This window comes from Dechloromonas agitata is5, from assembly GCF_000519045.1.
Classification (GTDB): Bacteria; Pseudomonadota; Gammaproteobacteria; order Burkholderiales; family Rhodocyclaceae; genus Azonexus; species Azonexus agitatus.
Genome location: NZ_KI912532.1, coordinates 3036714 through 3058534, shown reverse-complemented (window position 1 = coordinate 3058534; position 21821 = coordinate 3036714). Strand labels below are relative to the sequence as shown.

22 protein-coding genes are annotated in these 21821 nt (G+C 66.4%); 7 read left to right on the top strand and 15 right to left on the bottom strand.

Annotation, left to right across the window (positions count from 1 at the left end):
* The first annotated feature begins 1 nt into the window (after position 1).
* Positions 2 to 178 carry a LiaI-LiaF-like domain-containing protein gene (locus K420_RS20745; RefSeq protein WP_198293863.1) on the top strand — a complete coding sequence of 59 codons (177 nt, stop codon included), beginning with the start codon at positions 2 to 4 and terminating at the stop codon, positions 176 to 178.
* Here K420_RS20745 and K420_RS0114955 read toward each other — a convergent pair.
* Together K420_RS0114955 and K420_RS0114950 are read right to left on the bottom strand one after the other, a co-directional pair.
* Positions 150 to 1796: a GGDEF domain-containing response regulator gene (locus K420_RS0114955; RefSeq protein WP_027458768.1), complete on the bottom strand. Its 1647-nt coding sequence runs from the start codon at positions 1794 to 1796 to the stop codon at positions 150 to 152. The two genes, K420_RS20745 and K420_RS0114955, sit on opposite strands and share 29 nt — an antisense overlap.
* Before the next feature lie 86 nt (positions 1797 to 1882).
* The gene (locus tag K420_RS0114950) at positions 1883 to 2398 is read right to left on the bottom strand and encodes a DUF2242 domain-containing protein (RefSeq protein ID WP_035854877.1); all 516 of its coding nucleotides are present in this window, start codon (positions 2396 to 2398) and stop codon (positions 1883 to 1885) included.
* Positions 2399 to 2608: 210 nt separating this feature from the next.
* On the opposite strand from K420_RS0114950, the gene K420_RS0114945 reads away from it, so the two are divergent.
* The 3 genes from K420_RS0114945 to K420_RS0114935 are packed head-to-tail and all read left to right on the top strand — an operon-like array spanning position 2609 to position 4771.
* Entirely contained in the window at positions 2609 to 3076 is a 468-nt protein-coding gene (locus K420_RS0114945; RefSeq protein WP_027458766.1) for a DUF3429 domain-containing protein, read from the top strand.
* 4 nt (positions 3077 to 3080) lie between these two features.
* The gene (locus K420_RS0114940) at positions 3081 to 3431 is read left to right on the top strand and encodes a hypothetical protein (protein WP_027458765.1); all 351 of its coding nucleotides are present in this window, start codon (positions 3081 to 3083) and stop codon (positions 3429 to 3431) included.
* Positions 3428 to 4771 carry an ABC1 kinase family protein gene (locus tag K420_RS0114935; protein ID WP_027458764.1) on the top strand — a complete coding sequence of 448 codons (1344 nt, stop codon included), beginning with the start codon at positions 3428 to 3430 and terminating at the stop codon, positions 4769 to 4771. Before K420_RS0114940 ends, K420_RS0114935 begins: the two co-directional genes overlap by 4 nt.
* On the opposite strand, the gene K420_RS0114930 is transcribed toward K420_RS0114935, so the two are convergent.
* The 4 genes from K420_RS0114930 to ppk1 form a co-directional block, all read right to left on the bottom strand.
* Positions 4772 to 4957 (bottom strand): hypothetical protein, encoded by a 186-nt coding sequence (locus tag K420_RS0114930; RefSeq protein ID WP_027458763.1) that lies wholly within the window; start codon positions 4955 to 4957, stop codon positions 4772 to 4774.
* A gap of 25 nt (positions 4958 to 4982) precedes the next feature.
* The gene (gene infA / locus K420_RS0114925; protein ID WP_027458762.1) at positions 4983 to 5237 is read right to left on the bottom strand and encodes a translation initiation factor IF-1; all 255 of its coding nucleotides are present in this window, start codon (positions 5235 to 5237) and stop codon (positions 4983 to 4985) included.
* A gap of 79 nt (positions 5238 to 5316) precedes the next feature.
* On the bottom strand, positions 5317 to 5520 hold the full coding sequence (locus K420_RS0114920; protein WP_027458761.1) for a cold-shock protein: 204 nt from the start codon (positions 5518 to 5520) through the stop codon (positions 5317 to 5319).
* A 259-nt stretch (positions 5521 to 5779) separates the two neighbouring features.
* A complete protein-coding gene (ppk1, locus tag K420_RS0114915) occupies positions 5780 to 7864 on the bottom strand; it encodes a polyphosphate kinase 1 (protein WP_027458760.1) in 2085 nt (694 codons plus the stop codon).
* Between the two features lie 165 nt (positions 7865 to 8029).
* Here ppk1 and K420_RS0114910 point away from each other — a divergent pair, with 165 nt between their 5' ends.
* Genes K420_RS0114910 through K420_RS0114900 form a run of 3 tightly spaced genes read left to right on the top strand, consistent with a single transcriptional unit; the run spans position 8030 to position 11817 of the window.
* Entirely contained in the window at positions 8030 to 8944 is a 915-nt protein-coding gene (locus K420_RS0114910) for a TRAP transporter TatT component family protein (RefSeq protein WP_232422794.1), read from the top strand.
* 24 nt (positions 8945 to 8968) lie between these two features.
* Entirely contained in the window at positions 8969 to 9976 is a 1008-nt protein-coding gene (locus K420_RS0114905; protein ID WP_027458758.1) for a TRAP transporter substrate-binding protein, read from the top strand.
* Complete coding sequence (locus K420_RS0114900; RefSeq protein ID WP_035854873.1) at positions 9976 to 11817, top strand: TRAP transporter large permease subunit; 1842 nt, start codon at positions 9976 to 9978, stop codon at positions 11815 to 11817. The genes K420_RS0114905 and K420_RS0114900 overlap by 1 nt, the downstream gene beginning before the upstream one ends.
* On the opposite strand, the gene K420_RS0114895 is transcribed toward K420_RS0114900, so the two are convergent.
* The 9 genes from K420_RS0114895 to K420_RS0114850 form a co-directional block, all read right to left on the bottom strand.
* Complete coding sequence (locus K420_RS0114895; protein WP_051453166.1) at positions 11814 to 12671, bottom strand: XdhC family protein; 858 nt, start codon at positions 12669 to 12671, stop codon at positions 11814 to 11816. The genes K420_RS0114900 and K420_RS0114895 overlap by 4 nt on opposite strands.
* On the bottom strand, positions 12664 to 13152 hold the full coding sequence (locus K420_RS0114890) for a hypothetical protein (protein ID WP_051453165.1): 489 nt from the start codon (positions 13150 to 13152) through the stop codon (positions 12664 to 12666). The genes K420_RS0114895 and K420_RS0114890 overlap by 8 nt, the downstream gene beginning before the upstream one ends.
* Positions 13149 to 15392, bottom strand: coding sequence for a molybdopterin cofactor-binding domain-containing protein (locus tag K420_RS0114885; protein ID WP_027458754.1), 2244 nt, complete (start codon positions 15390 to 15392; stop codon positions 13149 to 13151). Before K420_RS0114885 ends, K420_RS0114890 begins: the two co-directional genes overlap by 4 nt.
* Positions 15389 to 16780 (bottom strand): FAD binding domain-containing protein, encoded by a 1392-nt coding sequence (locus K420_RS19180; RefSeq protein ID WP_051453164.1) that lies wholly within the window; start codon positions 16778 to 16780, stop codon positions 15389 to 15391. Before K420_RS19180 ends, K420_RS0114885 begins: the two co-directional genes overlap by 4 nt.
* Positions 16768 to 18405, bottom strand: coding sequence for an adenine deaminase (ade, locus tag K420_RS0114875; RefSeq protein WP_027458753.1), 1638 nt, complete (start codon positions 18403 to 18405; stop codon positions 16768 to 16770). Before ade ends, K420_RS19180 begins: the two co-directional genes overlap by 13 nt.
* 149 nt (positions 18406 to 18554) lie before the next feature.
* Positions 18555 to 19181 (bottom strand): BON domain-containing protein, encoded by a 627-nt coding sequence (locus K420_RS0114870; RefSeq protein ID WP_027458752.1) that lies wholly within the window; start codon positions 19179 to 19181, stop codon positions 18555 to 18557.
* A gap of 375 nt (positions 19182 to 19556) precedes the next feature.
* Positions 19557 to 20051, bottom strand: coding sequence for a universal stress protein (locus K420_RS0114860; RefSeq protein ID WP_084019673.1), 495 nt, complete (start codon positions 20049 to 20051; stop codon positions 19557 to 19559).
* A gap of 1 nt (position 20052) precedes the next feature.
* Positions 20053 to 20424: a hypothetical protein gene (locus tag K420_RS0114855; RefSeq protein WP_027458750.1), complete on the bottom strand. Its 372-nt coding sequence runs from the start codon at positions 20422 to 20424 to the stop codon at positions 20053 to 20055.
* Positions 20424 to 21692 carry a putative Na+/H+ antiporter gene (locus K420_RS0114850; RefSeq protein WP_027458749.1) on the bottom strand — a complete coding sequence of 423 codons (1269 nt, stop codon included), beginning with the start codon at positions 21690 to 21692 and terminating at the stop codon, positions 20424 to 20426. Before K420_RS0114850 ends, K420_RS0114855 begins: the two co-directional genes overlap by 1 nt.
* Between the last annotated feature and the right edge of the window lie 129 nt (positions 21693 to 21821).

Genomic DNA, 21821 nt, shown 5'->3' with positions numbered 1-21821 from the left:
CATGAAAGGCCATTTCGCTGCCATCGCCCTGATCGTTATCGGCGCCGTTGCGCTGGGGGTCAATCTCGACCTGTTCGAACTCGACCTGGTCGCCCTGATCCGGAAATGGTGGCCGCTGGCGCTGATCGCGCTGGGCGTCGGGCTCTTCCTTACGCCGGACGATCGGCCGCGTAGCTGACCACCCGGTTGCGGCCGCGTTCCTTGGCTGCGTAGAGCGCCTGGTCGGCCTGTTGCAGCAGGCGGTCGAGACCTTCGTGTTCGGCTGTCAGCACGGCGATGCCGATCGATAGCGTGTAGGCGACGCACTGGCCGTCCGCGAGCGTGACCGGGGCGCTGACGATCTGGCTGCGTAATCGCTCGGCGACCATGATGGCCTGCCCGATGCTGGTTTCCGGCAGCATCACGGCGAATTCCTCGCCGCCCAGTCGGCCGGCGATATCGATGCCGCGCAGGCCGTCAAGAATCTGCCGGCCGAGGGCCTTGAGCACCTGATCGCCGACCGGGTGGCCGTAAGTGTCGTTGATGCGCTTGAAGTGATCGACGTCGAGCATCAGGGTGGTCAGCGGATTGCCATAGCGCCGGCTGCGGCCAAACTCCTGGTGGGCCAGGCTCATGAAATGGCGGCGGTTGTAGAGCCCGGTCAGGTCGTCGTATTGCGACAGACGCTCGAGTTCATGCTGGGTTTTCTTGAGTTCGGTGATTTCGGGAGAAATGCCGCAGATGCCGGTGACGGTGCCCGCTGCATCGCGGGTCGGGAACTTGATTGACAGGAAATGACGCTCGCCGCGGGCATCCGTCAGCTTTTCCTCGGCTTCGATGGTCCGGTTGCCGGCCATGACGTCGAGGTCGAGCTGCCGGTAGGCTGCAGCGGCTTCGGAAGGGAAGATCTCGGCATCCGTCTTGCCCAGCAATTGGTCACGTGTCAGTCCGGTAACCACTTCGTGTTGCCGGTTGACCAGCAAGTACTCGCCTTCCCGGTTCTTGACATAGGTGGCGGCCGGGATGTTCTCGATGATTTCAGCCAGGAAATTGCGGCTTTCGCGCAGGCGGGAACGCAGTTCGTTCTCGATGCTGAGGTCGCGCACGATGCCGACGAAAAAACGCTCGTCGGGCGCTTCGACTTCGCTGACGCCGAGGCTCATCGGGAAAATATCGCCATTCTTGCGCTGGCCGACGACCTCGCGGCCCGCTCCAATCACCTTGCGTTGGCCGGTCGCGACGTAGTTCCCGATATAGGTATCGTGCTCTTCGCGGTAAGGGGAGGGCATCAGCATCTTGACGTTCTGGTCGAGCACTTCCTCTGCCGTGTAGCCGAAGATGCGTTCGGCAGCCTTGTTGAAGGCAGTGATCCGCCCGACACGGTCGATGCGGATGACCCCTTCGACGACGCTATCGACCATGGCTGCGGTCGAGCGCTGGGTCGAGATGATGCGCATCATCGCCTGGATGCGGACATCGAGCAGCAGTGGCTGGATCGGCTTGGCCAGGAAATCGTCGGCGCCGGCCATGAAGCTGGAAAGCAGGTTCTCTTCATCGGTGTGGGCGGTAATGATGATGATCGGCACCCGCACCTGCGACGGTATCCGGCGCATGCGCCGGATGGCTTCAAGCCCGCCGATGCCGGGCATCTCGATGTCCATCAGGACCAGTTCCGGCGGATTTTCCCGGAAGGCGGCGACGGCCGCTTCGCCGCTCTGCACGCAGTCGACCTGATGGCCGTTGCTGCGCAGTTGTTCGGCCATCAAACCGCCGACAGCCTGGCTGTCATCGGCGAGAAGAATGCGTAAAGGCTTCATGGAGTCTCATTTCGCGTGTTTTTGTTGTTTTGCGTGCTTTGCCGAATATAACGGGAAGTGCCCCCCGGGGACATCCGGCAAAAGACCTATTCGGCAAGATTTTCGATCAGCACGAAAAGCCGGCGATAGAACTCGGCATCGGTGATGGTTTCCTCGCCGACCTTGACCAGTGAGCTTTTGTCCGTCGGCCAGGGGACGGACAGCGAGCCGAGGCCGGCCACCGACAGTCCGGTGCTGCTGCCGCCGGATTTCAGCTCGAAGCGGGTTTGCAGCGCGTTGGCGTAAATGGTCGTGTCGCGCCCGGTGCTCATGCAGGTCAGCGTGATGCGCAGCTGCACCTGATGGTCGGCATCCGGCTGGAAGAACTTGGAACCCCGGATGTTGCTTGGTACCGAGGCGTCGACCTCGTAGGCTTGGCTGAGCAGGGCACGCTTGCCGTATTCGCAAAGCACCAGCGGCGGCAGGTCGCTGTGGTACTGGAAAGGGGTCTCGGCCTCGAAGGCTTCAGCCCGGTAAACCGGCGCCGGTTTTGAAGCGCAGCCGGCCAGCGAGGCGGCAAGAGTGAAGGCAGCGAGCAGGCGAAGGCGGAGGGGGCGGTACATCGAAGGAGGGCAGAACGGCAGGGGTGATATCTTAACGTGCCGGCGCTCGTTTGGCTGACGGTTGGCGACGCAGCGGTCTGCTGGGCTGTTGAAGGGCTGTTCCTATTTTGTCATGGACAAAAATGGATCTGCTTCGTATAGTTTGAAAAGACTGCGGCTTGTCCAGCCGGCTGTCTTCGATAATGGTTTCAGTTCGTGAGGATGCCTGTCATGACGACCTTGACCCAGAGCCATCCCCCCGCCTTGCCCCGGCATGTCGCCTGGCTCGGCTATGGCGGCCTGCTCCCCTTCATCGCGCTGGCCGCGCTGGCTGGCGGCGATCCGCATCATCGCCTGGCCTGGTCGGATGCGCTGGTTGGCTACGGCGCGGTGATCCTCAGCTTCATCGGCGCGCTGCACTGGGGCGTGGCGATGAGTGCCCCGGGACTCGATCCGGCGCGTCGCCGCCGGGCGTTTGTCTGGAGCGTCGTGCCGGCGCTGCTCGCCTGGCCGGCCACCCTGCTGGCTGGCAGCCAGGCGCCGTTGATCCTGGTGCTGGGCTTTGTTTTGCATATTGTCCAGGACAAAATGCTGGCTGAACCCGCCGGTCTGCCGGTTTGGTATTTGCCGTTGCGCTGGCGCCTGACGGTGGTGGCCTGTATCTGCCTGCTGGCTAATGCCTGGCAGACGTGGGCCTGAGGCAATGAGCGACTGGCTCCGGCGCTTGCCCGGCTCCCGTTCCGAACCGGCCGGTGCCGAGCGAGTCATCCTGCGCCGGCTGCCGCGAGTTCTCCCCGCCGGCTCCCTGCTGCTCTCCTTGCCGGCGGTGTTTGTTCGGCTGGCCGGGGCGCTTGCGCCGGCGTCTGCCCTGGCGGCAATCTCGATGCCGGTCGACATCGTCGTCGTCAGTCTCCTCATCTTGCACTGGACCGTCGTGCTGACCGTCGCTATTGCAGCCTTCATCGTTCTGGTCATGAAGGGCCCGGCCTTCGTCGCCGACGCCTATCCCCTGGATGAAGCCGATACGCCAGCCGGCTCGGGAGGGGCGCGGTGAGCGGCCCGGAGAAAAGCGCAGCGGTGCCGAGCAGCCGGCTGGCCCGGCTGGCGCGCCTGGGGAGTCTGGCCTCCGGTGTGGCCGGGGGGATGCTGGCCGAGGGCGTGCGCCAGTGGTCGCGCGGCAACCGGCCGAGCGTCGGCGACCTGTTGCTGACACCGGGCAACGCCCAGCGCGTCGCCGACCAGTTGTCCCGCCTGCGCGGTGCGGCAATGAAGGTTGGCCAGTTGCTGTCGATGGATGCCGGCGACCTGATGCCGCCCGAACTGGCGGCCATCCTGTCCCGCTTGCGGGCCGATGCCCAGCCGATGCCGATGAGCCAGCTCGTCCCCGTGCTGGAGACAGCCTGGGGGGCGGGCTGGGACAGCCAGTTTGAGCGCTTTTCCTTCACCCCGCTGGCGGCGGCCTCGATCGGCCAGGTCCACGCGGCGCAACTCAAGGGGGGCGAGCGGCTGGCCATCAAGGTGCAATACCCCGGTGTGCGGCAAAGCATCGCCAGCGATGTGGACAATGTTGCGACGCTGCTTCGCCTGTCCGGCCTGTTGCCGCGCACACTCGATTTTGCGCCGCTGCTCGAGGAAGCCAAACGGCAGTTGCACGACGAGGCGGATTACCTGAAGGAGGCGGCGTACCTGGAAAGCTATCGCGGCCGCCTGGCGGCCGAGGGGGATTTCGCGTTGCCTGCCGTTCATGCCGGGCTGACCACGCCGGACATCCTGGCCATGACCTTCATGGACGGCGTGCCCATCGAATCGCTGGCCGGGGCGCCGCAGGCCGAGCGCGACCGCGTGCTGGGGCTGCTTTTCGAACTGCTGTTCCGGGAGATCTTCGAATTCCGCTGCGTGCAGACCGATCCGAACTTCGCCAATTACCGCTACGACGAAGGGAGCGGCCGCCTGGTCTTGCTCGATTTCGGCGCGACCCGACATTTTTCGGAGCGCTGCATCGCGGCCTACCGCCGCCTGTTGTGGGCCGGGCAGGTTGGCGACCTGGATACCTTGTCGGCAGCGGCCATCGACATCGGCTATTTCCAGGTCGATATCGATCCGGCGCACAAGCGGCAGGTGCTGGATATCTTCCTCACCGCCTGCGAGCCCTTGCGCCACGAGGGGCCTTACGATTTCGGCGCATCGACGCTGGCTGTCCGCATTCGCGATGTCGGCCTGCGCCTGGGGCGGGATCGGAGCTTCTGGCATACGCCGCCGGCCGATGCGCTGTTCCTGCATCGCAAGATCGGCGGCTTGTATCTGCTGGCGGCGCGGCTCAAGGCGCGGGTGGATATCCGCGCGATCTTCCTGCGTTGCCTGGAGGCGGTGCCGGCAGGGGCGGCCGGAGAGTGATCAGGCGCGGGAGAAACCCGGGCGGCGCATTTGCCGCAAGCCGGCTTCGGACAGGCCGGCGATTTCGCCAATCACCTGGTTGATGCTGTCGCCCAGTAACCACCAGGCATTGCCATACGGATGGACGGTGACGTCCAGTTTGTTGCACAGTTTGCGAGCGGCTGCTCGTTGTTGTTCCAAATTCATTCAGTCTTTCAAATACGGCCCCGGGTCAGCGTCGGACGCGCGGGGCGGAGGGGGTACGGCCCTCGATCTGGCGGAAGGTGATGCGTCCCTTGGACAGGTCGTAGGGCGAAAGCTCCAGGGTGACCTTGTCGCCCGCGATGATGCGGATGTGGTGCTTGCGCATCTTGCCGGCGGTGTAGGCAACCAGCGAGTGTCCGTTGTCGAGGGATACGAGAAAGCGCGAATCGGGCAGTACTTCCGAAACGACGCCTTGCATTTCCAGCAATTCTTCTTTGGCCATGATGGGCTCCGGTGAGTGGATGGAGGGGGAGGATTCCCCCGCTGGCCGCCCCCCTGCGCTTGCCGGGGGGCAGAAACGATCAGGCGATCTGGATGTTGCTCGCCTGCTTGCCCTTCGGGCCGGTCGTCACGTCGAACGACACGCGTTGACCTTCAGCCAGCGTGCGGAAGCCGTTCGATTGAATTGCCGAAAAATGAGCGAAGAGGTCTTCGCCACCACCCTCGGGGGTGATGAAGCCGAATCCCTTGGAATCATTGAACCATTTGACGATACCTGTAGCCATGTCTTGAATCTCCGTAATGTGTGACGGGGCAGAGCCCCGAAAAGGGGCGAATTCAAGGCGGCGAGGTACGAATGGGGGAATGGCGCCGTAAAACTACGGGTACTAAACCAACTAATCAACAACACTACTTAAGTTCGCTGCGGTGCACAATACAGGTCAGGGGCGCGAATAGCAAACGATTATTCAGGGTCGCTTGCAGAAAAGCCCGTCATTCATGCTGAATCTGACAGCGGGGCGCAGTGGCCCCGGTCCGTATCGTTCAGGTGCCGCTGCCTAGCGTCACCATCAGTTCGCCTTGCGCGTTGTGCGGTTTGCTGCGCGGCGAGCGACGACGCTGGTAGGTGCCCTGGCTGTTCATTTCCCAGCCCTGCTGGTTGTCGGCGAGGTAGAACTTGAGGCCCTCGGTGACGACGCGCCGTTTCAGCTTGGGATCGAGGATGGGGAAGGCGAGTTCGATGCGTTTGAAGAAATTGCGTTCCATCCAGTCGGCCGAGGACAGGTAGACGGTCTCCTTGCCGCCGGCCAGGAAGTAGAAAATGCGGTGGTGTTCGAGGAAGCGGCCGATGATCGAGCGGACGCGGATGTTTTCCGACAGACCGGCGACGCCCGGACGCAGCATGCAGACGCCGCGGACGATCAGGTCGATCTCGACACCGGCCTGCGAGGCCTGGTAGAGGGCATCGATCACTTCCGGTTCGACCAGCGAATTCATCTTGGCGACGATGTGTGCCTTGCCGCCCCCGCGGGCGATTTCCGCCTCGGCCTGGACGGCGGCGACGATGTTCGGCTGCAGCGTGAAGGGGGCCTGCCACAGGTGGCGCAGGGTGCGTGCCTTGCCCAGGCCGGTCAGTTGCTTGAAGACTTCCGACACGTCGTGCGTCACTTCTTCATTGGCTGTCATCAGGCCGAAGTCGGTGTACAGGCGGGCGGTGCGCGGGTGGTAGTTGCCGGTGCCGAGGTGGGCGTAGCGGCGCAGCGTGCCTTCCTCGCGGCGCACGATGAGCAGCGCCTTGGCGTGCACCTTGTAGCCGACCACGCCATAGACGACGTGGGCGCCAACCTGTTCCAGCTTGGTCGCCCAGCCGATGTTGGCTTCCTCGTCGAAGCGCGCCATCAGTTCGACGACAACGGTCACTTCCTTGCCGTTCTGCGCCGCGCGGATCAGCGATTCCATCAGCACGGAATCGGTGCCGGTGCGGTAAACGGTCATCTTGATCGCCACCACGGCGGGGTCGGTCGCCGCCTGGCTGAGTAGTTCAATGACCGGTGCGAAGGACTGGTAGGGGTGGTGGAGCAGGATGTCGTTCTTGCGGATGTTGTCGAAGATGTTGGCACCCTTGGCCAGGCCCTTCGGCGTGCCGGGCACGAAGGGGCGGAATTTCATGTCCGGGCGGTCTACCCAGTCCGGCACCTGCATCAGGCGCACCAGGTTCACCGGGCCGTTGACCCGGTAGAGGTCGGCGGCCTTGAGATCGAACTGGGCAAGCAGGAATTCGGTAATCGCCTCGGAGCAGTTGTTGGCCACCTCCAGGCGCACGGCATTGCCGAAATGGCGTTGTGGCAGTTCGCCCTGCAGCTTGGTGCGCAGGTTGGTGACTTCTTCCTCATCGACGAAGAGGTCGGAATTGCGCGTCGCCCGGAACTGGTAGCAACCGACCACCGTCATGCCGGTGAACAGCTCGCCGACGAACTCGTGGAGGATGGACGACAGGAAGACGAAGCCGTAGGCACAGCCGGCCAGTTCCTCCGGCAACTGGATGACACGGGGCAGCACGCGGGGTGCCTGGACGATGGCGATGTTGGAGCTGCGGCCGAAGGCGTCCTTGCCATCCAGTTCGACGGCGAAGTTGAGGCTCTTGTTGAGTACGCGCGGGAAGGGGTGCGAGGGATCGAGCCCGATCGGGGTCAGCACCGGCACCATTTCGCGCATGAAGTAGGTACGGATCCATTCGCGCTGCGCCTCGTTCCACGACGAGCGGCGCAGAAAGCGGATACCCTGCTCGGAGAGCGCCGGCAGGATGACCTCGTTGAGCTGCTGGTACTGCTCGGCAACCATGGCGTGCGCTTCGGTCGACACCAGGCGGAAAACCTCCTGCGCCGTCTTGCCGTCGGTCGTCGTCACCGATGATTTGGCCCGAATCTGTTCCTTGAGTCCGGAAACGCGGATTTCGAAGAATTCGTCGAGGTTGCTCGACACGATGCACAGGAAGCGCAGACGCTCCAGCAACGGCACCCGCTCGTCCTGGGCCTGGGCCAGAACACGGCGATTGAAGGCCAGCAGGCCGAGCTCGCGGTTCAGGTAATTCTCGGTCGGGAAGCGGGGTTTGAGTTGGGGATGGGTCATCGTGCGGGCTCCATGTGATTCTTGAAGTATAGGCTTCAAGCCCATCATTTTGTTGCACTTATGTTTCAGCTGGATGACGAAATGATGCCTTCTGGCCGGCCTGCCCGGTCACGTCGCTGTAACATCGGCCGGCTAGTGTGCCGGCCAACGAATCGTGACGGCGGAATGAAGGTGCATAGGCTCGGCGACAAGGCGGGAAAAAGACTGGCGATGACACTGGGAACGGCCGCCCTGGCCTTGTTGCTTGGTGCCTGTTCGCCGCGCCAGATGATCGTCGGCGGCCTGGCCGACGAACTGGCCAGCCAGGGGCAGGGTGACGAGAATGATCTCGACCTGCTGCGCGATGCCGCTCCCTTTCATTTGAAGCTGTCGGAATCGGTCCTACGCCGCGATCCGGGACATGCCGCGCTGGCCGAATCGGTCGCCGCCGGCTTCACGCAATACGCCTACGCTTTCGTCGCCTTCGAGGCCGAACAGGTCGAGGCGCGCAACGCCAGGGCAGCCGAGCGCCTGCGCCAGCGGGCGGCCAAACTCTATGAGCGGGCGCATCGCCATGCCATGGCGGCACTGGAGAAAGCCCAGCCCGGCTTCGCCGCCCAACTGGCCCAGCCTGGCGACACGCTGCGCCTGCGCCCGGAGCAGGCCGGCCTGGCCTACTGGGCCGCTGCTTCCTGGGGCGGCTGGATCTCGCTGAGCAAGGACGATCCCGACATCGTCGCCGACCTGCCGCTCGCCGTGCGCCTGGCACAACGGGCCTGGGCCGCCGATCCGGAATGGGGGCAGGGCAGTCTGACCAGTCTGCTCGGCAGTTTCGAGGCGGCACGGCCGGGCGGCAGCCAGCAAATGGCCTTGGCCTATTTCGATCGGGCCATCGCGCAATCGGGTGGGCGCAGCGCCGGGGCACTGCTCGCCAAGGCCGAGGGCCATGCCCAGCCGACCGGCGACAAGGAACTGTTTGCCAGCCTGCTGCGCCAGGCGCTGGCTATCAAGGACGAGGCAGGCAGCCCGCTGGCCACGCAGAACGAGGTGATGCGCCGCCGGGCACTGTGGCTGCAGGAAAGAATCGACGACCTGTTCTGAGTCGCACCAACCACGGAGAGAAGCATGAAGACATTGGGCAAATGGGCGGCGCTGCTGCTGGCTGGCATTCTGGCGACATCGGCGCTGGCCGCCGACAAGCAATTGCGCATCGGTACGCTGGCCACCAAGAATTCGCTGTATCACCGCCAGTTGATGGAACTGGGCGAGGCGTGGCGCACGGCGCAGGGTGGCAATGCCAAGTACCTGGTGTATCCCGATGGCAGCCAGGGCGGCGAAACCGACATGGTACGCCGCATGCGCATCGGCCAGTTGCAGGGCGGCCTGCTGTCGGTGGTCGGCCTGCGCGAGATCGAGCCGTCCATCGCCGCCTTGCAGAACATGCCGTTGATGTTCAGGAACTGGGAAGAGGTCGATTACGTGCGCGAGAAAATGCGCCCGGCCATGGAGAATAAATTCCTCGACAAGGGTTTCGTCGTCTTGGCCTGGGGCGACGCCGGCTGGGTGCGCTTCTTCTCCAAGGAGCCGGCCGTGCGCCCGGACGACTTCAAGAAAATGAAGTTCTTCGCCTGGGGCAGCGAGGTCGAGCAGCAGGAGATCATGAAGAGCCTGGGCTACACGCCGGTGCCGCTGGAGACCGGCGACATCCTGCCAGCGATCCAGACCGGCATGATCAACGCCGTGCCATCCACGCCGTATTTCGCGCTGGCGACGCAGATCTACACCACGGCCAGCAACATGCTGGAATTGAACTGGGCACCCATCGTCGGTGCGCTGATCATCACCAAAAAGGCCTGGGATGAACTGACGCCGGAAGGCCAGGCCGCCGTGCGCGAGGCTGGCGCCAAGGCCGGCGTGCAACTGCGCGCCAAGGCCCGGCAGGAGGTGGATGATGCGGTCGACGCGATGAAGAAGCGCGGCCTCAAGGTCAACAAGCCGAACGCCGAGCAGATGCAGGAGTGGAACCGGCTGGCTGACAACCTCTACCCGCGGGTGCGCGGCAAGATGGTGCCGGCCGACACCTTCGACGAGGTGGTCGGCCACCTGAAGGCCTTCCGCGCCGGCCAGCGCTGATGCGCGCACCGACGCCCCGGCCTGTCTGGCGCCGTCTGGCTGCCTTTGATGCGCTGATCGCCGGTGGCGCGCTGGCCCTGATGCTGCTCATCCCGCTGCTCGAAATCGGGCTGCGGCCGCTGTTCGGCAAGGGCATCGAGAATGCGCCGGTGCTTGTCCAGCACCTTGGCCTGGTGCTGGCCATGTTCGGGGCGCTGGTCGCCGAGCGCGGCCAGCATCTGAGTTCACTCGGCGCCGGCCTGGCGGCGGCGAAGAATCCGCTGCTGCGCGCCGCCGCACGGGGCTTTGTCCAGGCCAGTGCCGCCGTGTTGTGCGGCATGCTGACCCAGACCAGCTGGACCTTCGTGGCCAGCGAAATGGCCGCGCCGCGCGACATCGCCTATGGCATTGCAGGCTGGATGGTCGAACTGGCCATGCCGGTCGGGTTCGGCCTGCTCGGCTTCCGGCTGGCCGGGCGCCTGGGTGGCCCGCTGCTGCTGCGCGGGGGGTTCGGTCTGTTGTTGCCGGTGGCAGGCTTCCTGTTCGCCGGCCATTTCGATGGCGAAACCTTGCCCTTCTGGCCCTTCGCGCTATGGCTGGCGCTCGTGCTGTTCTGCGGCGCGCCGATTTTCGCGGTACTTGGCGGCCTGGCGCTGGCCCTGTTCTGGAGCGAAGGCCAGCCGCTCGCTTCGGTGCCGCTCAGCCATTACCAGATCACGGTCAATCCCTCGCTGCCGGCTTTGCCGCTCTTCACCCTGGCCGGCCTGCTCTTTGCGCGGACCGGTGCGGCGGCCCGCCTCGGTGCGCTGTTCGCCGCCTTGTTCGGCAATGGCGTCGGCGGCACGGCCATCGCCGCGGCGGTGCTCTGCTCCTTCTTCACCGCCTTCACCGGCGGTAGCGGCGTCACCATCCTGGCGCTCGGCGGGCTGTTGCTGCCCTTGCTGACCAAGGCCGGTTTTCCCGAACAGCGCGGCATCAGCCTGGTGACCAGCGCCAGCGCGCTCGGCGTGCTGCTGGCGCCATCGGTGCCGCTGATCATGTACGCCATCATCGCGCGCGTGCCGATCAACACCATGTTCCTGGCTGGCGTGCTGCCGGCGGTGGTGATGGTGGTCTTCCTGCTGCTCGCCGGCGGCTATCTGCGGCGCGGCAAGCTGGCGGTCCCGGCGCTAACGCAGCCGCACGATTTCGCGGCGGTGTGGCCGGCCCTCCGGGCGGCGAAGTGGGAATTGCTGGCGCCGATGGTGGCCATCGGTTCGTTGGTCAGCGGCATCGCCACGCCGACCGAGAGTGCCGCGCTGACCGCAGCCTACGCCGTGCTGACCCAGGCCCTGGCCCATCGCGAACTGGACTGGGCGCATATCCGCGCGGCGCTGGTCGATTGCGCCGAAGTGATCGGCGGCATCATGGTCATCCTCGGCATGGCGCTTGGCCTGACCAATTACCTGATCGATGCCGGCATTCCCGACCTCGCCATCGACTGGGTGCAATCGGTCCTGCCCAACAAGTTCGCCTTCCTGATCGCGCTCAACCTGTTCCTGCTGCTGGCCGGGGCGCTGATGGAAATCTATGCCGCCATCGTCGTGCTGGTGCCGCTGCTGCTGCCGGTGGCGCTCAGCTACGGCATCGACCCGGTGCACTTCGGCGTGATTTTCCTGGCCAATATCGAAATGGGCTTCCTGTGCCCGCCGGCCGGCATGAACATCTATTTCGCCTCGGCGATGTTCGGCAAGTCGATCCGCTATGTCGCGGTGTCGGTGCTGCCGGCCGTGCTGGCCATGCTGCTCGGTGCACTGACCATCTCCGCGCTGCCTTTCCTCGCCACCTGGCTACCCGGCCTGTTCGGGTTGGCCAACGGTTAGCCGCCGTTTCCGGCGACGGCGTGCCGAACGGCCACCATTTCGGCGGCGATGCTGACGGCGATTTCCTCCGCCGTGTGGCTGCCGATGGGCAGGCCCATCGGGGCGCGCAGGAAATCGGGCTGTGCCTCGCCGGCCAGCAATGACTTGAGCTTGTGCCGGCTGCCGAGCAGGCCGAGGTAGCCGAACGGGCGGCCGACCAGGGCGCGCAGGGCGACGGCATCGCGTTCGTGGCTGTGGGTCATGATGGCGACGAAGACCCTGTCGCCTTCGGGTACTTGATCGGCCAGGCTGCCATAGGGCGTGTGGTGTTTTTCGTGGGCGGCGGTGTTGGCGACAAAGGTGGCGATGCCTGGGCGTTCCTCGAAAACCTGTACCCGGAAATCCAGCCGGTCGAGCAGCCGCGATAGGGCGAGGCTGACATGGCCGCCGCCGATCAGGCAGGCGGTGAATTTCCGCGGGGGCGTGTGATGGTAAGCCCAGCCGTCGCCAATGATCGACCAGGGCTCGCCCGTTGCCGGGAGAGCCTGGCCGGGTTGCCAGAAGCCGACGACAACGGTCTGCTGGCCGCCGCAGATCATGCCGGAGGCGTTGCTGTCCGTGGTGTGATGGATTAGCGTCTGGCGCCAAGGCTGCAGGTTTTCGGCCTGCAGGGCGGCTTGCGCGGCGGCGACCAGCGTGGTTTCGGCCTGGCCGCCACCAATCGTTCCGGCGAGCGGGCCATGCCGGCTGACCGCCATCAGCATCCCCTGGCGGCCGGGCGAACTGCCCCGGTGTTCGGACACGACGAGCAGGGCGCCGGCGCGGCCGGCCGCGAGTTCGTGCTGCAGCGCCGGCCAGATTTCCCGTTCAGCCAAACCACACCTCGCTCATTGCGTAATAGACCGCCATGATCGCCGAAAAACCGGCGCTGGCGATCACTCGCCAGTGCAGTGCCAGGCGGTTCTGGATCAGGTAGTTGGCGGCCAGGGCGACCGGCATGTTCAGCGCGAAGGAGGTGGCGCCTATGGTCAGCAGGCTGAAGTCGATCTCGCTCGTTCGCCCGCCCAGCAGGCGGATGAACAACGCGTGGCGGGCAATCCACAGCGGATTGAACCAGCACCAGGCGAGCGCCGCGCGTTGCCAGCGTTGGCCGGGGCTGGCCGGTTCCGGGTAGCGTTTGGCCAGCCAGCCGAACCAGGTGTGGATTTCCGGGGCGTAGAGCAGGCTGCCGATCAGTGTCATGCCGATCGCCCGGGCGGGCGAAAAGCCGCCGCTGATCAGGCTGGCCAGCAGGTCGCCGCTGCCGTAAATGAGGCCGACGCGCAGGATGTCGCCGGCAGGTGCCGGCCATTTCATAGGTCGTGCAACTGCGTGAAGATGCGCTCGGCGGTCAGCGGCGTTTGCTGCACCTCGTCCGGCAAGGGGCGCCACGCGGCCATGGCGGCGCGCAGGGCGAAATAGGCGCCCAGGCCATAAATCAAGGGGGGCTCGCCAACCGCCTTGCTGCCGAGCAGGCCGGCCGCTCCGGCATCCTGACGCAGCCGGATGTCGATGGCCGGGGCATCGTAGAGATCGGGAATCTTGTAGCTGGCGAGCGTGTCGGTCAGCAGACGGCCGTTTTCGTCGTACAGGATTTCCTCGCTGGTCATCCAGCCGATGCCCTGGACGATGGCACCTTCGATCTGGCCGCGGTCGAGGGTCGGGTCCAGGCTGAGGCCAACGTCGTGCACCACGGCGACGCGGTCGATGCGGCCGGTGCCGCGCAAGACATCCACCGTCGCTTCGACCAGCGCCGCGCCCATGACGTGGTAGGCAAACGGCCGACCCTGGTTGGCGGAGGGGTCGAAATGCAGGCCGGGCGTGGCGTAGTGGGCCAGGGCCGACAGTGGTACGCGACGGGCGTAGGCGGCGACGATCAGTTCGGGCCAGGCGATGCGTCGGCCATCGGCTTGCGTCGCCGCATCGTGGGCGAAAACCACCGCCGCGGGCGGGCAGGCGAGCAGTTCGGCTGCCAGCGGGCGCAGGCCCGCCAGGATGCGCAAGGCCGCCTGGCGGGCCGCTTCACCATTGAGGTCGGCACCGGTGCTGGCGGCGGTCGGTGAGACATTGGCGACGCTGCGTGTGCTGGTGCTGGCGACATGGACGCGGGCCTCGTCGACGCCGAGCGTGAGCGCGACGACGCGGCGAATCCGGTGCTGTACGCCTTGTCCCATGTCGACGGCGCCGGTCGTGATGCTGACCGAACCGTCGGCGTAGACATGCAACAGCGCCTCGGCCTGGTTGAGCAGGGTGGCGGCGAAGGAAATGCCGAAGCACACTGGCACCACGGTCAGGCCCTTGCGCAGCGGGCCGCCGCTGGCGTTGAACTGGGCGATGGCCTGCTGGCGGCCGGCCAGGTCGAAATGGCTGCTCAGTTCGTCCCAGCAGGCGGTCGCCCGGTCGTCGGCGGCCGTCATGCCGTAAGGAAAGGCATCGCCGGTGTGCAGCAGGTTCTGCCGTTGCAGGCTTTCCGGCGTGATGCCCAGTTGCCGGGCGGCCCGGCGGATGGCGGCTTCGAGGACGAAGATCGCCTGCGGTGCCCCAAAGCCGCGGAAGGCCGTGTTCGACGGCAGGTTGGTGCGGCAACTGGCGGCGGTGACGCGGACGTTGGGCAGGCGGTAGGCGTTGGTGGCGTGGAACAGCGAGCGTTCGAGAATGGCCGTGGACAGGTCGGCGGTGCAGCCGGCGTTCTGGTAGAGCGTGGCCTCGTAGGCCAGGAAATTGCCCTGCGCATCGAGCCCGAGGCGGTAGTCGGCGGAATAGGGGTGGCGTTTGCCGGTCAGCCGCATGTCGTCCGGGCGATCGAGTTGCAGGCGCACCGGCCGGCGCAGGCGCAGGGCGGCCAGCGCGGCGAGGCAGGCCCACGGCGTGGCCTGCTCCTCCTTGCCGCCGAAGCCGCCGCCCAGGCGCTCGACCTCGACTTCGATCAGGTGCATGGGCAGCCCGCTGATGGCGGCGACCGCCTTGTGCACGCCGCTCGGCGACTGGGTGGCGGAATGGATTTTCAAGCCGCCGTCGTCGCGCGGGATGGCCAGCGCACACTGGGTTTCCATATACACATGCTCGGCTGAGCCGAGTTCGACGCGGCCGCTGACGACGGTGGTGCAGCTGGCCCAGGCGGCATCGACATCGCCCAGCGCGAAGGTGCGCGGCGGCTGGATCAGCTGGCCGGCGGCGTAGGCGGCGCGGGCATCGAAAATGGCCGGCAGCGGCTGCCAGTCGGCACGGAGTTCCCGGGCGCCGCGCCAGGCGGCATCGGCGCTGTCGGCGACGACCAGGGCGTAGGGCTCGCCGACACAATGTACTTCCTCAACTGCCAGCAGCGGTTCGCCACGGAACAGGTTGCCGATGTCGTTGGTGCCGGGGATGTCGGCCGCGGTCAGCACCGCGACGACGCCCGGTTCGGCCAGCGCGGCGCTGCGGTCGATGCCGTTGAAGCAGGCATGGGCCTGCGGCGATGTGGCGACCATGGCGTGCAGGGTGCCCGGCGGCAGCGGCAGGTCGCCCGTGAAGCGGGCTTCGCCGCGGGCCAGCAGGGCGAGAGGCGAGTAGGTCATCGCAGGCAGTCGGCGAAATGGAGTTGCGGGCAGAGGGCAGTCAGGTGTCCGACCAGCAGGTGTTGCAGCAAGCGGCGCTTGTAGGCGGTGCTGCCGCGCGGGCCGCTGTGCGGCGCTACCTCGCGGCCGAGCAGTTGGCTGGCGGCGCGCACCGTGGCCGGCGTGATCGGCTTGCCGACCAGGAACTCGGCGGTTTTCGGCAGCAGCATCGGGACCGGCCCGACACCGCCGGCGCTCAGTCGCACGGCACCAAAATGTCCGGCTTCGCCCGGCCCGAGCAGCAGGGCGGAATTGATGCTGGCGATATCGTCATGCTCGCGCCGCGCCACTTTCTCCGCATGCAGGCGCCAGGCGCCGCGGTGGCTGTGCGGAAGGTGAATGGCGGTGACCAGTTCATGGGCGTGCAAACCGGTGCGATGGAAGCCGAGGTAGAAATCGGCCAGTGGCAGGCGGCGTTCGCCCTGCGGGCCGGCCAGCGTCAATTCGGCACCGAGGGCGAGCAGGATCACGGCCATGTCGGCAACCGGCGAGGCATTGACCAGGTTGCCGCCCAGGGTGGCGCTGGCCCGCACGGCGGGCGACGCGAAAAAGCTCAGGAAATGCGGCAGGTCCGGCCAGTTGGCGGCAATCGTCGGGTGACGCTGGAATTCCTCGATGGTGACGGCGGCGCCCAGGCGCAGGCCATCGGCAGTCGCTTCGATGCGGCGCAGGCCGGGCAGGTGGTGCAGTTGCAGCAGGCTTTGGCCGCCGACGCGGTGCGGGTGCTGCACCGACCAGTCGGTATCGCCGGCGATCACCGCCTCCTGGTCGGGGAAATGCAGCAGTTCGCCATAGGGCACGCGCAAGGCATGCCCGGCCTGGGCGACGGCCGGCGGCAGCAGGCCGAGGTCGGCCGCCTGGTCGAGGCTGAACGGCCCGCTCGGCAGATGGTTGCGGATGGCCGCCATCGCCCGGCGAATGCCGCCGTAGCCGGTGCAGCGACAGAGGTTGCCGCCGGCGGCATCGGCCAGGGGCTGGCCGTTGAGCAGGGCGCCGGTCAGCGCGACGACCAGGCCGGGGATGCAATAACCGCATTGCACGCCACCCTGGTCGACCAGCGCTTGCTGCACCGGGGTCAGTTGGTCGCCATTGAGGCCTTCGGCGGTGATGACGTGGCAGTCGGCAACCTGGCCGGTGGTCAGCAGGCAGGCGCTCAGGGCGCGGTAATGCGGTGTCGTGTGGCCGGCTTCGATTTCGCCGACCAGCACCAGGCAGGCGCTGCAGTCGCCACTGCCGCAGGCTGGCTTGGCGGCAGTCAGCCCCCGATCCTGGCGCAGAAAGTCGAGCAGGCTGGTATCGGCCGCTGCCGGCAAGTCCACCCAGCGACTGTTGAGCATCAGGCGGGGCATGCCACCTCCGTCAGGGCGAAGGCGCGGCCGTCGAACAAGCCGCGGTCGCTGAGCTTGAGTTCGGGAATGACCAGCAGGGCCATGAAGGAAAGCGTCATGTACGGCGCCCGCAGCGGCGAGCCGAGGCGGTGGCGCACGCCGTCGCTCAGGGCGGCATAGTGGCTGGCTACGGTGTCGCCGGCCAGGTCGCTCATCAGGCCGGCGATGGGCAGGGGCAGGCAGTCGACCTGGCCGTTGCCATCAACCAGGGCCAAGCCGCCCTGCGCAGCGATGACGGCATTGAGCGCCGTCGCCAGGCTGGTCGCATCGCAGCCGACGCCGATGACGTTGTGCGAATCGTGGGCGACGCTGGAGGCCAGCGCCCCGGCCTGCAGCCCGAAGCCGCGCACCAGCGCCACCGCCGGGGCGGTCGGCGTGTAGCGATTGACGACGGCGATGAGCAGCACGTCGTCGGCGACGGAAGGTCCGGGCAGCAGCAGGCGCAATTCGCGGGTCAGCAACTGGCCGTCTTCGGCGGCGATGACGCGGCTGAGAGCGGCGTCGGATGGGGCAACGCAGAGTTCGTCGCGGCGCACCGCACGGGCGGCGAAGCGGTTGATCGGCTGGCAAGGCACGGGCGGCAAGCAGGTCTGGCCATTTTCCGCGGCCAGTTCGCCATCCAGCCAGGTGGCGCGGACGGTGAAGTCACGCAGGTTGTCGACCAAGGCGGCGTTGAACGGGTCGCCCACCCGCAGTTGGCCGAGGGCCAGGCCGTAGTGGCGCTGTGGCGTCAGGCAGGCCGCTTCCAGCACGGCAAACAGGTCATGGCCGTGGGCGATGGCCCGGGCGACCAGACGGTCGATATGGCCGCGTGCCAGGTCGTCCGGGTGGCAGTCGTCGGTGCACAGCATGATCCGGCCGGGGTAGCGGCTGATCAGCGGATGCAGGGTTTCAAAGTTGCGAGCAGCCGAACCCTCGCGGATCAGGATCGCCATGCCGGCGCGCAGTTTGTCCTCGGCTTCGCCCAGCGTCGCGCACTCGTGATCGGTGCCGATGCCGGCTGCCGCGTAGGCGGCGGCTGCCTCGCCGCTCAGGCCCGGGGCGTGGCCATCGACCGGCAGGCCGTGCCGGCGGGCGGCGGCGATCATGGCCAGCAAACCGGGATCGCCGGCCAGCACGCCGGGGAAGTTCATCACTTCCGACAGGTAGCCGATGCCCGGCGTCGCGAGCAGCGTTTCGATGTCGGCAACGCCCAGGCGGGCACCGGCCGTCTCGAAAGCCGTCGCCGGGACGCAACTCGGCGCGCCGAACAGTACATGGAAGGGCGTTTGCGCCGCGTTGGCCAGCATCCAGCGTACGCCGTCGAGGCCCAGCACGTTGGCGATCTCGTGCGGATCGGAAACGCTCGCCACCGTGCCGTGGCGCACCGCCAGGCGGGCGAATTCAGCCGGGGGGAGCAGGCTGCTTTCGATATGCACGTGGGCATCGATGAAGCCGGGGATCAGGCAGGGCCAGGCGGGATTTGCGGCACCCAGTTCGTCGATGCGCCCGATCACGCCGGCCGACCAGCCGATTTCGGCGGCCAAAATGCGCCGGGCCGCGATGTCGACCAGGTTGGCCCGAACACTGCCGGACGGGGTGGTCATGGCGAGTCTCCCTCGTGATGGACTGGTTGCCTTCATTCTAATCCCGCGGGGCCTGGCGAATTTCATCAATGCGCCATCTGCCGGAATCCTGAAGGCCGCAGACCAAACGCGGATTTCGCCGCCACCTTGTTCAGCGGCGCAGCATTTTGCTAGCGTCCGCCGAGGCGAGCCGCGTCGAGGCGGCGGATGTCGTCGTCGGGCAGCACCTCGAACAGGTTCACCACCTTGCGCACGCCGGCCGTGGTGCGGCCGATCGCGATCGCGGCCCGAGCCTCCCGCTCGCTGACGATGCCCATCAGGAACAGCACGCCGGCTTCGGTCACCGGCTTGACGTGGTTGCTTGCTACCTGGTTGGTATCGAGCAGCCGGGCCTTGACCTTCGACGAGATGAAGACGTCGTCGCCGCGCGAGCCGAGGGAGGCGGGTGGGGCAATCCGCAGTTCGTTGTGCACCTGCTGGATGCCTTCGATGCCGGCGGCCAGCCGGCCGACCGCCTCGCGGCTGGCTTCGTCCGGCACCTCGCCGGAGACCAGCAGCCGCCGGTTGAAGGCCGTGAAGTTGATGTTGGCCCGCTCGCCCAGACCCGGCGGCAGGCGGTTGCGGCCCTTCCATTCCGCCGTTTCGTCATCGGCCTGGGTGCCGGTCGACCGGCGGTCGTGATAGCTGATCGCAGTGCCGGCAGCCCCGCCGACGATGAGGGCCGGCACGCAGGCCCCGAGCAGCGGGGCGGCAAGGGCGAGGGTGACGAGGAGGCGGCGGGAAGGGGTGTGGGGCATGGTGACGAACCTGGGCGAGTGCAGACAGCCGATAGCTTCGGCCAGCCAGTTGTCAGTTCGATGACAAGCCGATCGACGAAACACGTCGCCTGGCCTGTCTCTCCGGTTTCACGGGTGGGAAACGTTCGGCCGGCAAAGTGCGGGGCATGGAAGCGACGCACGCTCTCCGCATGGCACCCGGCCGGTTGGCCACTGAGCGAGGGTGAGGCGGGGCACCTGATGCACGTTTTCGCACTGCAGTTCATGCGCCTGAGGGCCGAGCGCCTGCACCACACCAGCCGGCTGGTGCCGGCGATCAAGGAAATCTGAGCCCCGGACAAAAAAAGAGGCGGTTGCCCGCCTCAAAGAGATTTCCGCCACGAGGGAACGTGGTGGTCAGACAACGGTGGAGCCATCCTCCCGGACCAGGGTGACCGGAACGGCGCACGGGCGCTGGAGCAGCTTGCGGGCCAGTCCGGTCGGGAAGACGCCGAGCCAGTGCGTGGCCGGCACGACGATCTCGGTGCAAGCGAGCTCTTCGGCCAGATCGACGATGCCGGGTACCGTCTCCGCCTCGCGGAAGAAACTGCGCGAGGCGAGCCCGGCTTCCTGGAGGCGGGCGGCGGCTTCGTCGAGAAAGAGGGCCGAGCGTTGCTGGAAATGCCGGCGGACCTCTTCCTCGGTATAGAAGCGCAACACTTCCCAGCTGTGCACTGGCTCGGCGACAAACAGCAGGCAGATATCCGGCGGCGTGCCGGCCTGTGCCAGGCGACGGGCGTAGGCTAGCGCCCAGCGCGACGCTTCGGTGGCATCAATCGGGATCAGCAGGCGGGGACGGGCGCCGGGGAGCGGAGCAGGGTGCAGGTGTTTCATTTCGGCGAGATTTCCCATGTCACTTCCTTTCGTCGGGAGTGTCGGCGCTTCCCTCCCGTCCGGAGCGGGCTTCGCTGTCGAGTACCCGGCGAATCCGGCGCAGGAAGAAAGGGCCGGCCATCAGAAACAGCAGGGGCAGGGCGGCCAGCAGTTGGGTCAGGAAGACAACGGCGGCCGGGCTGTCGCTGTCGCTGGCCGGGCGCAGCAACCAGGTGGTGAGGACCATGGCAGCGACGATGCCGATGCGCTCGAAGCGATCGAAATCGGTGCTGCGTACCTTCTCCATCACCGCCGGCCACTTGCCGACCGGCCAGGCCCGCAGGCGCGGGAAAATCTGGACCAGCAGCCACTGCAGGTAGGGCGAGCGAAGGATGAGGCTGGGCCGGGGCATCACAGGGCGAGGAAGGCGAAGATGGCGACGCAGGTCGGCGGCAAGGCGGCCAGGAAGAGGCCGAGCGGGCTGACCGACTGGTCGTCGAAGCTCGATTTGAGAATCGCCACGCCGGCCGGGTTGGGTGCGTTGGCGATGATGGTCAGGCCGCCGCCGGTGACTGCGCCGGCCACGATGGCGTACTTGAATTCGGCCGAAACGCCTTCGACCAGTGAAGCCAGGTAGGTCAGCGCCGCGTTGTCGGTCACGGCGGTCAGCGCGGTGGCCAGGAAGTAGAGGACAGTCGGCTCGACGCCGGTGAGCGCGCTTTGCAGCCACCATTGCTGCAGGCCGCCGAGGACGACCAGGCCGGCCAGGAAGAAGGCGACGAGCAGGCCTTCACGCAGGATCAGGCGGTCCTGGTATTTCTTGTAGGCTTCGGTGTAGCCGAGGAAGAACAGGAAGAGGCCCATGAAGACGACGGCGTGGTGGGCGAAGACAACGACACCGACGAGGAAGGCAAGGTGGATGCCGGCGACGGTGCGCGGCACGGCGGTGGCGTTGGCCGTGCCGTTGGGCTTGCCCTTGGCCGCCAGTTCACGGCGGAAGAACCAGGTCAGCACGGCGGCGTTGGTGAACACGGCGAAGGCTGCTTTCCAGCCGAAGTGGGAGAGCATGTAGAGGGTGTCCCACTGCCACTTGGCGGCGACCATCAGGACTGGCGGCGCGGCGAAATTGGTCAGCGTGCCGCCGATGGAGATGTTCACGAAGAGCAGGCCGATGGTGGCGTATTTGAGGCGGTTCGAAATCTGCTGGCTGAAGAAGCTGTCGCGCAGCATCAGGGCTGCCAGGGTCATGGCGGCCGGCTCGGTGATGAAGGAGCCGAGCATGGGGATGAAGGACAGACAGAGGAAGTAGACGGCGACGGCGCGCTGGATCGGGATCATGGCCGCGATCAGGCGGACGGTGGCCATCACCGTTTCGAGGATGGGCCGGCTGGCGGCGATGACCATGATCACGAAGACGAACATTGGCTCGGTAAAATTGCGCGCTTCCAGGTAGTCGACCGCGGCATCCTTGCCGGACAGCGAGAACAGCGCGGCAACCAGGACGAAGGCCCAGAAGCCGAATACCACCTCGACTTCGGCCAGCAGGTGCCACAGACCGGCGTGGCGCGGCTGGACATGGGCCAGGTGGGCGAAGAACTTGGTCGAGAACGTATGGAGGACGGCGATGCCGAAGATGGCGGCGGCAACGATTTCCGGCGTGGAGACGGCTGAAATGGACATGATGGGATTCGCAGGGGTGATGCGTCCGACTATAGCCATCCGCCCCCGCGGCGATAATTCGGGCAGCGCGTACGGAAAACCCGTACGGCTTCTCCTTATCCGGCCCCGGAGTGGCTTGGGTTACATTGC

Coding starts and splice junctions, on each gene's coding strand:
- K420_RS0114905 (WP_027458758.1), top strand. CDS start 8,969: ATGAAGACATTGGGCAAATGGGCGGCGCTGCTGCTGGCTGGCATTCTG.
- K420_RS0114920 (WP_027458761.1), bottom strand. CDS start 5,520: ATGGCTACAGGTATCGTCAAATGGTTCAATGATTCCAAGGGATTCGGC.
- K420_RS0114940 (WP_027458765.1), top strand. CDS start 3,081: ATGAGCGACTGGCTCCGGCGCTTGCCCGGCTCCCGTTCCGAACCGGCC.
- ppk1 (WP_027458760.1), bottom strand. CDS start 7,864: ATGACCCATCCCCAACTCAAACCCCGCTTCCCGACCGAGAATTACCTG.
- K420_RS0114855 (WP_027458750.1), bottom strand. CDS start 20,424: ATGCCCCGGCCCAGCCTCATCCTTCGCTCGCCCTACCTGCAGTGGCTG.
- K420_RS0114890 (WP_051453165.1), bottom strand. CDS start 13,152: ATGAAATGGCCGGCACCTGCCGGCGACATCCTGCGCGTCGGCCTCATT.
- K420_RS0114870 (WP_027458752.1), bottom strand. CDS start 19,181: ATGCCCCACACCCCTTCCCGCCGCCTCCTCGTCACCCTCGCCCTTGCC.
- K420_RS0114900 (WP_035854873.1), top strand. CDS start 9,976: ATGCGCGCACCGACGCCCCGGCCTGTCTGGCGCCGTCTGGCTGCCTTT.
- K420_RS0114850 (WP_027458749.1), bottom strand. CDS start 21,692: ATGTCCATTTCAGCCGTCTCCACGCCGGAAATCGTTGCCGCCGCCATC.
- K420_RS0114955 (WP_027458768.1), bottom strand. CDS start 1,796: ATGAAGCCTTTACGCATTCTTCTCGCCGATGACAGCCAGGCTGTCGGC.
- infA (WP_027458762.1), bottom strand. CDS start 5,237: ATGGCCAAAGAAGAATTGCTGGAAATGCAAGGCGTCGTTTCGGAAGTA.
- K420_RS20745 (WP_198293863.1), top strand. CDS start 2: ATGAAAGGCCATTTCGCTGCCATCGCCCTGATCGTTATCGGCGCCGTT.
- K420_RS0114860 (WP_084019673.1), bottom strand. CDS start 20,051: ATGGGAAATCTCGCCGAAATGAAACACCTGCACCCTGCTCCGCTCCCC.
- K420_RS0114945 (WP_027458766.1), top strand. CDS start 2,609: ATGACGACCTTGACCCAGAGCCATCCCCCCGCCTTGCCCCGGCATGTC.
- K420_RS0114930 (WP_027458763.1), bottom strand. CDS start 4,957: ATGAATTTGGAACAACAACGAGCAGCCGCTCGCAAACTGTGCAACAAA.
- K420_RS19180 (WP_051453164.1), bottom strand. CDS start 16,780: ATGCCCCGCCTGATGCTCAACAGTCGCTGGGTGGACTTGCCGGCAGCG.
- ade (WP_027458753.1), bottom strand. CDS start 18,405: ATGACCACCCCGTCCGGCAGTGTTCGGGCCAACCTGGTCGACATCGCG.
- K420_RS0114910 (WP_232422794.1), top strand. CDS start 8,030: ATGAAGGTGCATAGGCTCGGCGACAAGGCGGGAAAAAGACTGGCGATG.
- K420_RS0114885 (WP_027458754.1), bottom strand. CDS start 15,392: ATGACCTACTCGCCTCTCGCCCTGCTGGCCCGCGGCGAAGCCCGCTTC.
- K420_RS0114950 (WP_035854877.1), bottom strand. CDS start 2,398: ATGTACCGCCCCCTCCGCCTTCGCCTGCTCGCTGCCTTCACTCTTGCC.